The sequence below is a fragment of the Arenibacter lacus genome, from assembly GCF_008711145.1.
GTDB classification, from domain to species: Bacteria; Bacteroidota; Bacteroidia; order Flavobacteriales; family Flavobacteriaceae; genus Arenibacter; species Arenibacter amylolyticus.
Window position 1 is genome coordinate 1 of sequence record NZ_VVIN01000070.1, and the last position, 14772, is coordinate 14772.

At 40.9% G+C, this 14772-nt stretch carries 12 protein-coding genes; 7 read left to right on the plus strand and 5 right to left on the minus strand.

Annotated features, from left to right (window positions below; translation table 11 throughout):
* Nucleotides 1-284: 284 nt before the first annotated feature.
* The gene (locus tag F1E73_RS14870; RefSeq protein WP_150452361.1) at nucleotides 285-1487 is read right to left on the minus strand and encodes an acetate/propionate family kinase; all 1203 of its coding nucleotides are present in this window, start codon (nucleotides 1485-1487) and stop codon (nucleotides 285-287) included.
* Between the two features lie 48 nt (nucleotides 1488-1535).
* Complete coding sequence (gene pta, locus F1E73_RS14875; RefSeq protein WP_150452362.1) at nucleotides 1536-3629, minus strand: phosphate acetyltransferase; 2094 nt, start codon at nucleotides 3627-3629, stop codon at nucleotides 1536-1538.
* Between the two features lie 224 nt (nucleotides 3630-3853).
* On the opposite strand from pta, the gene F1E73_RS14880 reads away from it, so the two are divergent.
* The 4 genes from F1E73_RS14880 (at nucleotide 3854) to F1E73_RS14895 (ending at nucleotide 8075) form a co-directional block, all read left to right on the plus strand.
* Nucleotides 3854-4417, plus strand: coding sequence for a Crp/Fnr family transcriptional regulator (locus F1E73_RS14880; protein ID WP_086475634.1), 564 nt, complete (start codon nucleotides 3854-3856; stop codon nucleotides 4415-4417).
* A 129-nt stretch (nucleotides 4418-4546) separates the two neighbouring features.
* Nucleotides 4547-5920, plus strand: a complete 1374-nt coding sequence (locus tag F1E73_RS14885; protein WP_223883457.1) for a TolC family protein — start codon at nucleotides 4547-4549, stop codon at nucleotides 5918-5920.
* 32 nt (nucleotides 5921-5952) lie between these two features.
* A complete protein-coding gene (locus F1E73_RS14890) occupies nucleotides 5953-6906 on the plus strand; it encodes an HlyD family secretion protein (protein ID WP_150452363.1) in 954 nt (317 codons plus the stop codon).
* Nucleotides 6907-6914: 8 nt separating this feature from the next.
* Nucleotides 6915-8075: an ABC transporter permease gene (locus F1E73_RS14895; RefSeq protein WP_150452364.1), complete on the plus strand. Its 1161-nt coding sequence runs from the start codon at nucleotides 6915-6917 to the stop codon at nucleotides 8073-8075.
* Nucleotides 8076-8117: 42 nt separating this feature from the next.
* Here F1E73_RS14895 and F1E73_RS14900 read toward each other — a convergent pair whose 3' ends face one another.
* From F1E73_RS14900 to F1E73_RS14910, 3 genes are read right to left on the minus strand one after another with little or no spacing between them, the layout of a single operon-like run.
* Entirely contained in the window at nucleotides 8118-9107 is a 990-nt protein-coding gene (locus F1E73_RS14900; RefSeq protein ID WP_150452365.1) for an MlaD family protein, read from the minus strand.
* A 4-nt stretch (nucleotides 9108-9111) separates the two neighbouring features.
* The gene (locus F1E73_RS14905; RefSeq protein WP_150452366.1) at nucleotides 9112-9891 is read right to left on the minus strand and encodes an ABC transporter ATP-binding protein; all 780 of its coding nucleotides are present in this window, start codon (nucleotides 9889-9891) and stop codon (nucleotides 9112-9114) included.
* Nucleotides 9892-9898: 7 nt separating this feature from the next.
* A complete protein-coding gene (locus F1E73_RS14910) occupies nucleotides 9899-10663 on the minus strand; it encodes an MlaE family ABC transporter permease (protein ID WP_150452368.1) in 765 nt (254 codons plus the stop codon).
* 298 nt (nucleotides 10664-10961) lie between these two features.
* On the opposite strand from F1E73_RS14910, the gene F1E73_RS14915 reads away from it, so the two are divergent.
* From F1E73_RS14915 to F1E73_RS14925, 3 genes are all read left to right on the plus strand, one after another.
* Entirely contained in the window at nucleotides 10962-11780 is an 819-nt protein-coding gene (locus F1E73_RS14915) for an FRG domain-containing protein (protein ID WP_086475628.1), read from the plus strand.
* Nucleotides 11781-12149: 369 nt separating this feature from the next.
* Nucleotides 12150-13379 carry a mechanosensitive ion channel gene (locus tag F1E73_RS14920; RefSeq protein WP_086475627.1) on the plus strand — a complete coding sequence of 410 codons (1230 nt, stop codon included), beginning with the start codon at nucleotides 12150-12152 and terminating at the stop codon, nucleotides 13377-13379.
* Nucleotides 13380-13714: 335 nt separating this feature from the next.
* A complete protein-coding gene (locus F1E73_RS14925) occupies nucleotides 13715-14497 on the plus strand; it encodes a glycoside hydrolase family 16 protein (protein WP_150452367.1) in 783 nt (260 codons plus the stop codon).
* Nucleotides 14498-14772 lie beyond the last annotated feature (275 nt).

Consider the following 14772-nt stretch of genomic DNA (forward strand, 5'->3'; position numbering starts at 1 on the left):
CCATCGTAAAACGGGATCTTGTACCGCATTTTGCAGGTTAGGTTTAAATCTGAGGCCAACCAATTATGTAAGAAGAGCATAATCTTCCTTTGGTCATCTTCGTATTGATATATAAATTCTTCTACTGCTGTCATACCCACCTTCTATCCTCCCATCTTGGGCGTATGGAATCCACTATCGATTTCCTACCGCTGCTGAAATCCTATCACAGACTAAGATAATCTTTTTGTGATATTTATAATTAATCAAGATCCTGAAAATGAAGTAACAACCAAAAATCTACCCTACTCTACCTCTGCAGATTGTGTGACTTTCTTATAGGCTTCCTTGGCAATTTCCAGTTCTTCATTGGTAGGCACTACCAAGATCTTGGCTCGGGAAGTTGGGGTGTTTATCTCCCTGATTTCAGCATTGCGGATTTCATTTTTCGCTGCATCCAATTCCAGTCCAAGGAATTCCATATCCCTACAAACCATTTTCCGTAATACGGAGGAGTTTTCACCAATTCCGGCAGTAAATACGATGGCGTCCAAGCCGTTCATCGCTGCGGCATAGGCGCCGATATATTTTTTAATTCGGTATGCATTCATCTCCAGTGCCAACACACAGTCTTTATTTCCTTTTTCGGCTTCTGCCTGTATATCCCTAAGGTCTACATGCCCGGTGAGTCCTAACATGCCACTTTTTTTGGTGAGCAAGGTCTTTACCTCATCCAGTTGATAACCCAAAGTGTCTACCAGATAAAAAATTAGGGCATGGTCTATATCCCCAGAGCGAGTACCCATAATAAGTCCATTAGAAGGGGTAAACCCCAAACTATGGTCTATACTCTTCCCATTTTGAACAGCGGTGATACTGCAGCCATTCCCCAAATGGATACTGATGAGTTTTGAGTCTTTTTTGTGGAGGTAGGTATTGGCCTTTTCCGAAACATATTTATGACTGATCCCATGGAATCCGTACACCTGAATTTTGTGGTCTTCAAAAAACGTATTGGGCATGGCATACTTGCTGGCCTTGGTAGGGATGGTATGGTGAAAGGCCGTATCAAAAACCGCTACCTGCTTGGCTTCACTAAAAAACTTCTCTGCCAATACAATGCCCTCCAGATTATGGGGGTTGTGCAAAGGGGCTAGGGTTGATAGCTCATGGATCTTGTCCTTTACTTTTTGGTTGATAACCGTGGTTCTATAAAATCCATTTCCCCCGTGGACTACTCGATGTCCTACGGCATCAATTTCGGAGGCATTTTTTAATACCCCTAGCTCCGGATCTACCAACCAAGTGGCTATTTTTTCCAGTCCCTCCTTATGGTTTTTTACGGCTAGGGTCTTGTTTACTTCATCTTTATCCGTTTTATAGATAAAGATAGCATCCTGGGATCCTATACGCTCTACAATCCCCTGGCAGAGCACCTGGGCCGTGGGCATGTGCATTAATTGGTATTTTATGGACGAGCTTCCGCAATTAATGATCAGAATTTTCATATGCATCTATTTCTTTGGTTTCTTAATGACTTCTATCCAACTATCCCCTTATAAACCTTGGGCTTGTATAGCAGTTATAAGGACCGTATTGTATATATCGCTTACCGTACACCCCCTACTAAGGTCGTTCACCGGTTTATTAAGTCCCTGTAGCATAGGACCAATAGCCAAGGCGCCCGTTTCCCGTTGTACCGCCTTATAGGTGTTGTTTCCAGTATTTAGATCGGGAAAAATGAAGACATTGGCCCTGCCAGCCACTTTGGAGTTGGGCAACTTACTTTTTGCCACTTCCATATCTACCGCAGCATCGTACTGTATGGGGCCTTCTACCTTTAAATCTGGCCTAAGCTGTTTTACCAGTTCCGTAGCCTTTCTTACCCTATCTACATCCTGTCCTTGGCCAGAGCTACCGGAAGAATAGGAAAGCATCGCAATCCTAGGTTCTATACCAAAAGCCTGACTACTGCTTGCGGAAGAGATGGCAATTTCTGCCAGCTGTTCTGCAGTGGGGTTGGGATTAATGGCACAGTCGCCAAAAATGCTTACCCTATCTTCCAAACACATAAAGAATACGGAGGAAACCACAGAAACCCCAGGAGCGGTCTTAATAAACTGCAGGGCTGGTAAAATGGTGTGTTGGGTGGTATGGGCTGCCCCGGATACCATGCCATCTGCATGGCCTTTATGGACCATCATGGTACCAAAATAGGATACATCTTCCATCAGGTCTCGCGCCATGGCAAGGTTTACATTTTTATGCTTTCGCAACTCGTGCAAGGTGGCTGCATACTCCTGGAACATAGGAGAGGTTTTTGGTTCTACAATCGCCAATTGCTCTACATCCAGGTCTATATCCAATTTGGATATCTTATCCAGGATCTGCTCTGGATTCCCCAGCAGGGTGATCTTGGCCGCTTTGGATGCCAATATTTTAACGGCCGCCCTTAGGATTCGTTCATCGGTACCTTCGGGTAAAACAATATGTTTTTTATGGCCTTGTGCTTTTTTTAATAGCTGATGTTGGAACATTCTAGGAGTGATTCCCTCTGCCTGAAAAGTGATTAAACGGTCTGTTAGCATCTCCACATCCACATATTTTTCAAAATCGAGGATAGAAGTGGTTATTTTCTGTTTGTTTTCTGCATAAATCTGCGATTTTATGGCCCCTATCTTATTGGTGATAGCAAAGGTTCCGCCCTTTACGGAGATGATGGGAACCACATCCGAAAGGCCTTCAATTAGTTTAATAATGGAATCTTCGGGGATAACGCCGCCGGTAAGTACAATCCCAGAAATGGAGGGGTAGTTGGCCGACTCATGGGCCTGTAAGGCGCCTAAAATAATATCGGCCCTGTCCCCTGGCGTAATCACCAAGCTATCTTCCTTTAAGAAAGTTAGGTAGTTGCGCAGTTGCATGGCACCCACACTAAAGGCCCCTGCCTGATTGTTGATGAAATTGCCACCAAATAACACCTTCCCATCCAAGGTTTCCACAATTTCCTTGATGGAAGGGTTGGCCAACACAGGGTTTAGGGGAATGGCATGGATAAGGACATGGGACGGCAAATCCTTTTTTAACCCGTTAATAGCTAGCTCTACATTCTCTTGCTGCACTTTATTGGCAATAATGGAGAGTACTTCTACCCCTTTATCCTTAAAAGAATCGTAGGCCATTTGCATATTGCCCACAAACTCTTCTAGGGTTTTCCCCACACCACTACTAATGATAATGGCCGGGATACCCAGGTTTTTTGCGATAAGCACATTGATGTCCCACTCAATTAGAGCTCCTTCCCCAGAAAAGCTGGTCCCCTCTACCAACACAAAATCGCACTGCTCCTCCATCGCCTTGTATTTGGAAATGATGGTGCTAATAATTTCTTCTTCTCTCCCCTGGTTTTTTTTAAGGATTACTTGGCTCCGGGTATAGGCATAGGATTCCTGAAAGCTCAATTTTAAATCGAAGTGACTAATCATGGTGTTGATATGATTGTCTATCCCTCCCAATTTATAATCATCTATAATCGGTCTAAAATATCCCACCTTCGCGGTTTTCCCCAATAACTGCTGCATTAGCCCAAGGGAAACAATAGATTTTCCACTGTCTGGTCCGGTGGTGGCAATGTAAACGGCTTTACTCATACTATCCTCGTTAATTCAATACGGATATAGAATATTGCAGGCTTCCCAAGCATCTCCTATGTCCTAGTTCATAGATTCACTTGACAAAAGTATGCTGCCGACTATTCTATAAATATGAGATATATCAGCTTATCCCTTTTAGGCGGAAAAACCCCTATATTTACTAGCCAATACCTTCCTAATTTTTAAAATTATTTATTACATTCCTAGCTTAAAGACGCTGAATGAAACTAAGAGACCATTTACTTTCCGTGGTAGCTTTCCCGGAGGAAGACCTAGACCAAATCCTGTCTAGTTTTAAGGAGAACCTCTTGAAAAAAAACACGACCCTAGCCAAGGCAGGGGTAGTATGCAATACGCTTTATTTTATGGAAAAGGGAGTGGCTCGCAGTTACTACTACAATGCAGAAGGGAAGGATATCACCGCTTGGTTCTTTAACGAGGGGAATTTTTTAACCAGTATGGAAAGTTTTTTCCATCAAAAGCAGAGCACCTACCACTTGGAACTTTTGGAAGACAGCGTTATTCACTCCATTTCTAGGGAGGATTTAGAGCGATTGTTTCAAAAATTCCCGCTAATGGAGCGTTTTGGAAGAAAATTGATGATTAAATTGATGGGCGATATTATGGGAAAACTAAATGCCATTCAATTCCAGACGGCTAAGGAGCGGTACCTATTCATGATTAATGAATATCCCAACCTATATCATAGGGTCCCTTTGGGACATATTGCCTCCTATCTGGGCATTACCCAAGAGACCCTCAGCCGAATCCGGGCAAAGGACTAGGTCTATTTTGGGTGGCTATTAATTTATTGCAAAGGCCTGGTATCCCGTAATTCGTTTTTTGATTTATATCAAAGGAAACCTTATATCGGATAGGTAATTTTGTTTTTTAATTTTTTTAATCCACTCAAAATGATGAACAAGGCGAACCATTTATGGGGCCTAGTAGTGCTATTTTTCCTGAACATAGGAAATGGACTACATGCCCAAGAACTCGGCGATGACCTGCTGTTATTGATCAAGGAGGCCAAAGCCAAGAACAGTTCCATTAAGATTAACAGTTTGGAAATGGAGCAGGTACGCAAGGAAACCCAGAAAGCACGGAATACCTTCCTTCCCAAAGTACATTTAAACGGAAGTTATACCCGTCTAAACGATGACATCACCTTTAATGACGATATGGAAAACCTCTTGATTGGCACTCAAAAATTGCTGATTAAGGAGGCCATTGGCGTACCTTTTAACGATCCCTTTCCTCCAGGAATTCCACTGAGCGATATACCGCCACTACAGAAAAAAAACATCCTAAAATCGTCCGTAGATGTAGATTGGGTGCTTTTTAGCGGATTTCAGGTAAGCAATGCCATCAAGGCCAGCAAGCACAAACACAACTCCCTGGAAATCGCTAATAAAATTGAGTCGGACAAAGTGGTATTAAAAACTATAGACCTCTATGATAAATTAGGCCTGGCCATAAAATCGGAAGAGGTGCTAAAAAGTATGTCCCAATATTTAGAAAAACAGGAGAAGTTTGTAGCTGCTGCCATCAAAAATGGGCTAGCTACTCCTATAGACCGTCAGAAATTAAATCTGGCCAAGCAAAAATTGGCCACCAAACAGGTGGAAGCCAAAAATCAACAGAGATTGGTGAGATCGGTCTTAGAACAATACACGGGAGCCGATCCGGAATTTTTGAATTCGCTACGCCCCAACCTATTGCCTTTTCCTATCAGTGAAACCCTGGAAAATAAAGAGCGCAATGAGATCAATGCTTTAAAAGAAGCAGAGAAGGCCACTTCTTATAAATCCAAAATGGAAAGAAATAATTTTATTCCTAAAGTAGCCCTTAAGGGACACTACGAATTTATTGAGGACGACCTCTCCCTTTTGGAACCAAAATGGTATGTGGGCCTAGGGGTAAAATGGAATATTTTTGATGGTTTTGTGTCAAAATTGAAAAGTGACCAATCCAAGATCGAGGGAGAAAAATATAGGGAACAGATCAAGGAAACCGAGGAATTGATAGCCTTAAGCATTACCATGGCTCAATTATCGTTGGAATCTGCTGAGGAGACCAGCCTTATGACGCAATTGGAGGTAGACTTAGCCGAATCTAACTACGAACTGACGAACAAGCAGTATAAAAACGGACTTACCACCGTTAATGAGGTATTGGACGCCCTTACCGAGCTTGAACAATCAAAGTTTCAACTACAGAAATCGTACTACGACCAGCGCAAGGCAGCTATAGAATTATTGTACGCCAAGGGACAGCTTAGTTTTTAATTTCACTAATCTCACTATCAAATAAAGAAATCATGTATAAATCAATAATAATAGGAAGCTTCGCCACCTTGTTTTTAATCGGTTGTAACCGCGATAAGGAAATTACCGATCTAAGGGGAAAAGTAAAGTTTGAAACCCTCGCTATTAGCAGTAAACTAGCCGGTAGAATAGCCGAGGTATACGTTACTGAAGGACAGAAAGTTAAACAGGGAGATACCCTGGCCTTGATAGATGTTCCCGAAATAGACGCAAAACTATTTCAGGCCGAGGGGGCTGTTCTTGCTGCCCAAGGACAATTGAACATGGCCTATAACGGGGCCACCAAAGAGCAGTTGCAACAAATAGCGAGTCAGGTAGAAGCCAGTAAGGCACAATTACAATTTGCGGAAGAATCCCTAAAACGGATAACTGCCATGTACAAGGACTCTTTGGTTCCCGCACAAAAATATGAGGAAACTCAGATGAAAGTAGCAATGGCCAAGGCCCAGTTACATGCCTTGGAAGCCAAACAAGCCGAAGTTACTGTAGGGACCAGGGAAGAACTCTTGGCACAGGCAAAGGGACAGTTAGAAAGGGCCCAAGGTGCCAAAAAAGAGGTGTTAATTGCCGAAGACGAGCGATACATCATTGCACCTACGGATATGTCCATAGAGACCATTACCCTAAAACCAGGAGAATTGGCCAGTCCGGGTTATACCCTTTTTAATGGGTACCAGACCAATACGGTCTATTTTAGATTTACGGTTAGTGAATCTAAGATTTATGATTACAAGATTGGGCAATCCCTTACCGTATTAAATCCCTATACCAAGGAAGAGAGTACTTCTAAAATTGTTGCTATTAAGCAGTTACCGAGGTATGCGGATATTACCAGCACCTCTCCCTTATACAAGTTGGACGAGGCTATTTACGAACTAAAATTGGTGCCGGAACAAAACGCGGAAGGGCAACGGTTCCTAATTAACGCTACTGTACTTCTTAAATAAAACTAAGCATGAAGCAATTTATCCATTTGGTAAAAGAGGAGTTCCGTCGCATATTTTCTAACGACGTGCTCATCGCCATATTTTTTGGTGCACCCATTCTATATGGAATTATGTTTGGTTTTGTTTATCAGCAAGCAAAGGTACTAGACCTCCCCATTGTGATTATAGATCAGGACAACAGTCCTGCTTCAGATAAGGTAATCGATGCTTTTGGTGATAACGAAGCCTTATGGGTCAGTGATGTACGGCCCTTGGCGGGAGATATTGCCCAGGAAATGCCTGCTAAAGGCTATGTGGCCGTGATCACCATCCCTTCCAATTTTGAGGCAGACCTCTTACAAAAACGATATCCAGAAATTAGGGTAGACCTTAATATGGGGAATATTTTAACGGCCAATACCGCCAGTGTAAATATCCAATCCGTGCTGTTGACCCTCAATGCGGGAATTGAAATAGCAGGACTTCAAAAGCAGGGCCTTGCCCCGGATATAGCTGCTAAGTCCTACGAGCCATTTAAGATCAATTTTAATAAATTGTATAATTCTACGGGCAATTATGTGACTTTTATGCTCCCTGGATTATTGGGAGGTATTATGCAGCAGGTTATATTTCTGGCCATGGCGTTGGTTTTTGCTCGGGATTTTGAGGATGGATATTTTTCCAAACTCAAAGGCGTAAGTCGTAACTCCCTATATCACATAGCATTAAAGTCGGCACCCTTCCTATTATTTATTCCCCTGATGTGGCTTATTGTAAGTAGGTTTATCCCCTTCTTTAATATTGACGTAGCTATTTACAATCCCGCTATGTTTGTATTAGTAGCCCTGCTAAGCCTTGCCTCCATGATGATAGGGATGTTGTTTTCCGTACTAATCCCCAATCAGCTAAAGGCCACCGAGCTATTAATGGTAATATCTACTCCCGCTTTTATTTTAAGCGGATTTACGTGGCCTACTATGGCGATGCCCGATGCCATAGCGCATATTGCCCAATACATACCCCTAACGCAGTTCTTAAGCGGATTTAGGAAGGTAGCGGTCTATGGTGGTGGCATAGAGGCGATACTCCCAGAAATAAAATGGCTTGTAATGATTGCTTTGGTCTGTTTTGTGGCCATTGTACTTGCCTTACAGACTAAAATTGGTTGGAAGAAGCGGGAAATAGCATAAGAAAATAAGGGGTAAATTAGCCAAGAAAGCAGTGTATTACACTTAGTCCACTGCTTTCTTGTCCTCCTTTTTCTGTTCTCTTTCCAACTTTCTAAAATACCTTCTGGTTAAGAAATTGTGTTTTAGGGCTTCGGTAACTTCATTAAAATTTTGCACCCCTTGGGTAACGTTCTCCATGGTAGTTTCTAACTGACGAACCAAGGTAGTATCCGTAGCCAAATAATTTAGGGTGCCCTTCCCTTCCTTGAATTCCCCGATTACCGAATGTAAGTTTTCGGACATCTTTTGAATCTCAAAACTGGAGTTTTCTAGGTGTGCGATTATACTCCGCATCTTTTCCCCGGAAATAGAATCTTTTAGGAGAACCCCGGCAGCACTTTTCTCCATATCCACCTGCTTTACAAGTGCGGTCATTTCCGCTATCATACTACTGGCCTGACTACTGGCGTGTTTTAAATTGGTGATAGTCTGGTGTAGTTCTTGGGCCATAAGGGTATCATTCAACAGCCTTCCAAATGTGCCTTTTCCTTGGGTTAAGGATTGGGATACCTTAAGTAGGTCTTCCGTAAGCAAAGCAGCATTTATATTGGTGAGGCTAAGGGTATTAAGCATATCCTGAGTGGCCACCTTACTTAAAGATTTTAACTCGTCCCCTGGTCCAATATGGGTAGCCGTTCCTTCCCCAGGTACAATATTGATAAGCATACTCCCCACCAGTCCATCGGAACCAATGGAGGCCACAGCGTCTTTCCTTATATGCCGCTGCATTTTTTCCTCAATAATCATGTGGATACGAATAACCGTATCGTTTATCATCTCTATCCTTTTTACGGTACCCACATTGATACCGGAGAAACGGACATTGTTCCCAAGCTGAATTCCGTTTGCATTTTTAAAGATCGCGCTAATAGGAATTGTTTTCCCAAACATATTCTGCTTGTTACCAATTAAATAGGCAGCTATAACCAACAATACGGTGCCAACAACCACAAATATCCCGAGTTTTAAATTCTCCAATTTTGTTTTTGCCATAAGCTTATTTTTTAAAAAATGCCGCTACTTTTGGATCGGTAGATTTGGATAGCTCGGCATAGGTCCCCTCGGCATAATTTATGCCATCTACCAAAAGGATGATTCGGTCCGATATCACTCGGGCACAATCCACATCATGGGTAATAATGAGGGATGCTGTGCCGTAGATCTTTTGAATGCGGTGCATTAATTCTATAATCTCTTTAGAGGTAATGGGATCTAGGCCACTAGTAGGTTCATCATAGAGAATTACCTTAGGTTTCAAAATCAGGCTTCGTGCCAAGGCTACCCTTCTTTTCATACCTCCAGAAAGTTCGGAAGGCATAAGGTCTATAGCATGAGCCAATCCCACATTTTCCAAAGCTTCTAGCACCAAGGGTTCGGTATTCTTGTTAATACCCAACTTTTTTTTGTTCCTACGCATCGGAAATTCCAGATTTTCACGGACCGTCATGGAATCGTAAAGCGCACTTCCCTGAAAAAGAAACCCTATATCTAACCGCAATTCATCCATTGCCTCCCTATCTAAATTGTTTATCTCCTTTCCCAGTATTTTTACGGTTCCACTATCTGGCGCTACCAGCCCAACAATACATTTGATCATTACGGATTTCCCAGAACCGGATTTCCCCATAATCACCAAATTACTTCCTTTCTTTAAAGTTAGGTTAAACCCGTTTAAAACATGGTTATCGCCAAATCGCTTGCGAAGATCACGGATTTCTATAACCGTCCCTGAGTCCGGTTCTTCTGCCTTATATTTTATCTGATCCTTATTTTCCATATCGATATCATAATTCGTAAAAAATATCGGCAATAAACACTGCGATAAAATCTACAAGAAACAACAGCAAGGAAGCCATTACCACCGCCGTATTGGCCGCCACGCCTACCCCTGCTGTTCCTTTTTTACAATAATACCCCTTGTAGCAGCCCACCAATCCAATAATAAAACCGAAAAAGAAAGATTTAATAGTTGCCGGCACCAAATCTGAAAAGTTTAATGCGTTAAAAACCGTATTAAAATAAAGTTGAAAAGAAACGCCCCCTTTAATATTTTCTACCAAGGCAGAACCGTACAGTGCCAACAAGTCGCCAAAAACAACTAGGATTGGCAACATAAACGTGGTGGCTAGGATACGTGTAACCACCAAGTATTTAAAGGGATTGGTACCAGACACCTCCATAGCATCTATCTGTTCTGTGACCCTCATAGAGCCCAACTCTGCCCCAATCCCCGATGCAATTCTCCCCGCACAGATCAATGCTGTAATAACAGGACCTACTTCCCTAACAATAGAAATCCCCACCATATTGGGCATCCAGGAAACAGCACCAAACTGAATTAACGTAGGTCTGGACTGCAAGGTGAGTACCAAGCCAATGATAAAACCAGTGATGCCTACCAAGAACAGGGATCGGTTCCCCATTTGATAACATTGGCGTAGCAGCTCTCGGAATTCGAAAGGGGGCTTTAGGGCCTCCTTAAAATACCGAGCTGCAAAAAAGGAGAGATCGCCAGTCTCTATAAAGAATTTTTTTAAGTGACTCCACATAGTTACAAAGTATTCATTTCCAATCCTGTACCCATAAAGATACAGGAAAGTAAGTGGGTCTTTATTGACCAAAATCATACGGGTTTACAAGTTAATCCAATCCCAACCTAGATGATGGCCCAACTAACTTTCTCGAAACCGTTGTATCTTAGTATGGTAAACCAATTGGGGGTTGCAGTGCGATGCATCGGAAAACCGCTTAGGGACTAACTCCATTTGTTCCACTGTATTCATTGGTTTAAGAGGAATAGACTGTACTAGGCCGCCTTGTTGGCAGCTATTAAAACTATTTATAAACATGGTGGATTTTGAAATATTTGAACCTAAAAACTGGTTGGAGCTACAGGCGTTTTTATTCAAAGAAAAAGACGAAAAAATAGACAGATTTAGATCTCCCTATGCGTATAGGGGCGTCTATAATGCCCATTTTGGATTAGAGACAAGTCTGCAAAGATTGGGAAGAATACCCTCTAAGGTAGAAGGTACAATGATTAGAAATTTTAAAAAGTACTCGCCAATAAACACCCTTATCGATGACTACAACAACCTCTGGAACTGGATTTCCTTAGGGCAACACCATGGACTTCCCACAAGACTTATAGACTGGACCCATTCCCCAAATGTTGCACTTCATTTTTTAACAGAGGATATGAGCACCTATCATATGGACGGTGCCATCTGGATGGTAAACTATGTAGCACTTAGAGAGTATCTTCCCGAGGAACTAAAAACCCCTATTTTGAGTAAGGATATGTTCTATTTTAGTTCTATGGAACTAAAACAAAATATCGGTAATACCTTGGAAGAACTCTATGATTTTTCTAGTAGGAACAAAAATACCATGATATTCTTTGAGCCGCCCTCCCTAGACGACCGCATCATTAACCAATTTGCCCTTTTCTCGTTTATGCTGGATCCGGATTCCAGTCCATTGGAGTGGCTTAAAATCCATCCCCAATATTTAAAAAAAGTAATTATTCCTGCCGAACTAAAATGGGAAATTAGGGATAAGCTAGACCAAGCAAATATTACTGAAAGAATTATTTATCCCGGGTTGGAGGGCATTTCAAGATGGCTGAAAAGATGGTATAGCGACAAGAATAATATAAACCCATAACGTATATACGCAATTTTCAATTATTTAGAAATCGGCTGGCTCTAGTGCTTATCTTAATCCCAATAGTATTTACAGTCGGCCTAAAACACCCTTAAAAACCTAAAAAACAGCTGTTTGCAAAAAACGCAATCCTTAAATTGAAGGGCTCCATATTTCCTTGAGGAAATATAGCGCTACCTGAAGTTCCCCTTAAAAGTATTCACTATTTCTGGAAATGGAAGGAGCCCCATTAATTGTCTTTCATTTGGATGGCGTGCTATCCCTAATTAAGACTGCTGTTTATGAGGCATCTAGACGCTTCTTTTTACAAATATTTAACAATTTATTCGTATCTTAAAAGAAGAACAATTTAACACATAAGATCTTATTATGGAAACACAATTACAACGCTTCACAGATACGATTACGGATTACCTACCAAACCTTTTAGGCGCTATTTTAGTTTTAATAATTGGTTGGATAATTGCGAAAGCCTTTCAGAAACTAATTACAAAATTACTTGACAAAACCAAGCTGGGTAATAAGGTAATGGATGAAGAGCACTCTAAAAGCATCAGTCATTTTTTTGGTAAAATAGTATATTACCTTATTATGGTAATAGTTTTGCTAATGACGCTCGAGATATTGGAGGTTAGTGCAGTTTTAGACCCCCTTAAAAATATGTTGAATGAATTTTTGTCGTTCATTCCAAATTTAATTGGCGCGCTACTAATAGGATTTATAGGGTATTTATTGGCGAAATTTGTTTCTAGCCTTATCTCTATGGGGGGAAATTTTATTGACAAATTGGTAGATAAAACGGGCTTTAAGGATACGGATATGCTAGTGAATATCCTTCAAAAAGTAGTTTTCATAATCATTTTCATTCCATTTTTGATTCAGGCTTTTAATGCATTGCAAATGAATGCAATATCGGAACCAGCAAATGAAATCCTGTACAAGTTTACAGATTTAATTGGGGAAATAATTATTGCTGCACTTATCCTCTTCATATTTATTTGGGGCGGAAAATATCTAGCTTCATTTTTAAGCGATCTATTCAAAAGTTTAGGGCTTGATAGCGCCGCTGAAAAAATTAATATTCAAAATATGATTGGCGCAAATCAGTCATTATCCAAACTCTTAGCAAATCTAATATATTTCTTTATCGTGTTTTTTGGAGTAATCACAGCCGTTGCAATATTGGGATTAGATCAGTTAACATACATTCTTAATGATATTCTTGCGGTGACAGGACAAATTCTCTTTGGATTGGTAATCATAGCCCTCGGTAATTATATTTCGATGATTATCTACAACACGATGAAACAATCCAATAACAATAATTTTATTGCTGGAGTTGTACGTGCGGCATCACTAGCTTTATTCATAGCTATTGCGTTACGCACCATGGGAATTGCCAATGAGATTGTTGAGTTGGCATTTGGTCTTATTTTGGGCGCAATTGCGGTAGCGGTTGCTTTAAGCTATGGACTTGGAGGAAGAGCCGCAGCGGGTGAACACTTTAAGGAAATTATTGATAAAATACGGGATAAAAACAGCTCACAAATACCTACAAATAAGACTAAAAATAATAAAGAGGGGGATGGCCCAGTGTAGTAAGCCTCCACTCACAACTAAGCCGCTTCAAGGCTTTGGGCGGCTTTTCCTATCACCCCTATTTAAATCCTAACTCATCAAAATAAAGGCCTAAAAGACAATAATATTATATTTTAAAGTTAAGAACAAGTAGTGAATAGTTGGTTATAAGTAGGTTTTAGTTGATTTAAAATAATGTTTTTGTTAAAAAATAGATGAGGAATTCTACTAATCAATTAATAATCTTATACTACTTTGTACTAGCATTCCAGCAAAGCAGGTACTTTTAACGGATAAAACAGGATATATTTACGATTCTTATTAGTACATGTGTTTGTAGTCAATTCGTCGAATTAATGTCCAGAACAATTTTCATCATTTGCGTGCTTATCTTACAGAGTCAACTTTCTTCGACATTAAGTGCCCAAGTTTTTTTTGAGGATTTTAATGGTTCGGAAATAGATACTGACAAATGGAATGTTCTAAATTTTAAATGGGGAGAAAATATCCCTAAAGGAACTCATGGTGGGGTTATCTCAGAAAATGTATTTATCCAAGATGGGAATCTTGTAATTCGTGCATTGGGAGATTATTACAAAGGGGATATTAAAGGCCATGGGCAAAATACCAAGATAGGAGGTGCCATCAGTACTAAGAAAAAGTTTACTTCGGGAAGCTTTAAGGTCCGGGCTAAGATTTGTCCTCAACCAGGGGCTTTATCTGCTTTTTGGACCTATTATTATGAAAATGAAGAGTACAATCACGAGATTGATTTTGAATTTCCTGGTCGGAACCAATATCCCTTTAAACCTGAGGATTCCGATCTAGATTGGGGGTTATTGTCTAACTGGCGTGGAGTTTCCGAAGAACATCACAGCACTGCAGACCTATATATTGGCAACCAAACCGATGGTGAATACCATATTTATCAATTTGACTGGTATGCTGGATTAGAAACCGAACAACCTAGAATAGAATGGTATTACGACAATAAGCTAATTCATCAATCTTTTGAGAATATCCCGGATCATGCCGCCGAGTTTTCTATGGGCATCTGGTTTCCGTGGTGGATTGGCAAGAGTAATTTTGACATCGATTATATGTATATCGATTGGGTAAAAATTATTCCTTTTGAGTAATGCTACTGAATATGGGCCGATAATTCACTGCAAACCTAAGGGAATCCCTATCTACAAAGACACTAATATGGAGCGTAATTCTGTGGTCCACCTGGGTTAGTGCGCAAGCGCATGGACCAGGGCAACCTCGCCTGAAAATGCAAAGCCCATGGCGTACGCCATTGCCTTTTCTTTTTGTACCAATGGGTAAACCTTCGGTTTTCCCTTGTTCCAAAAAGAAAAAGCCCATATTTCTTACGAAATATGGGCTTTGCGCTTTAAGTGGTCCCACCTGG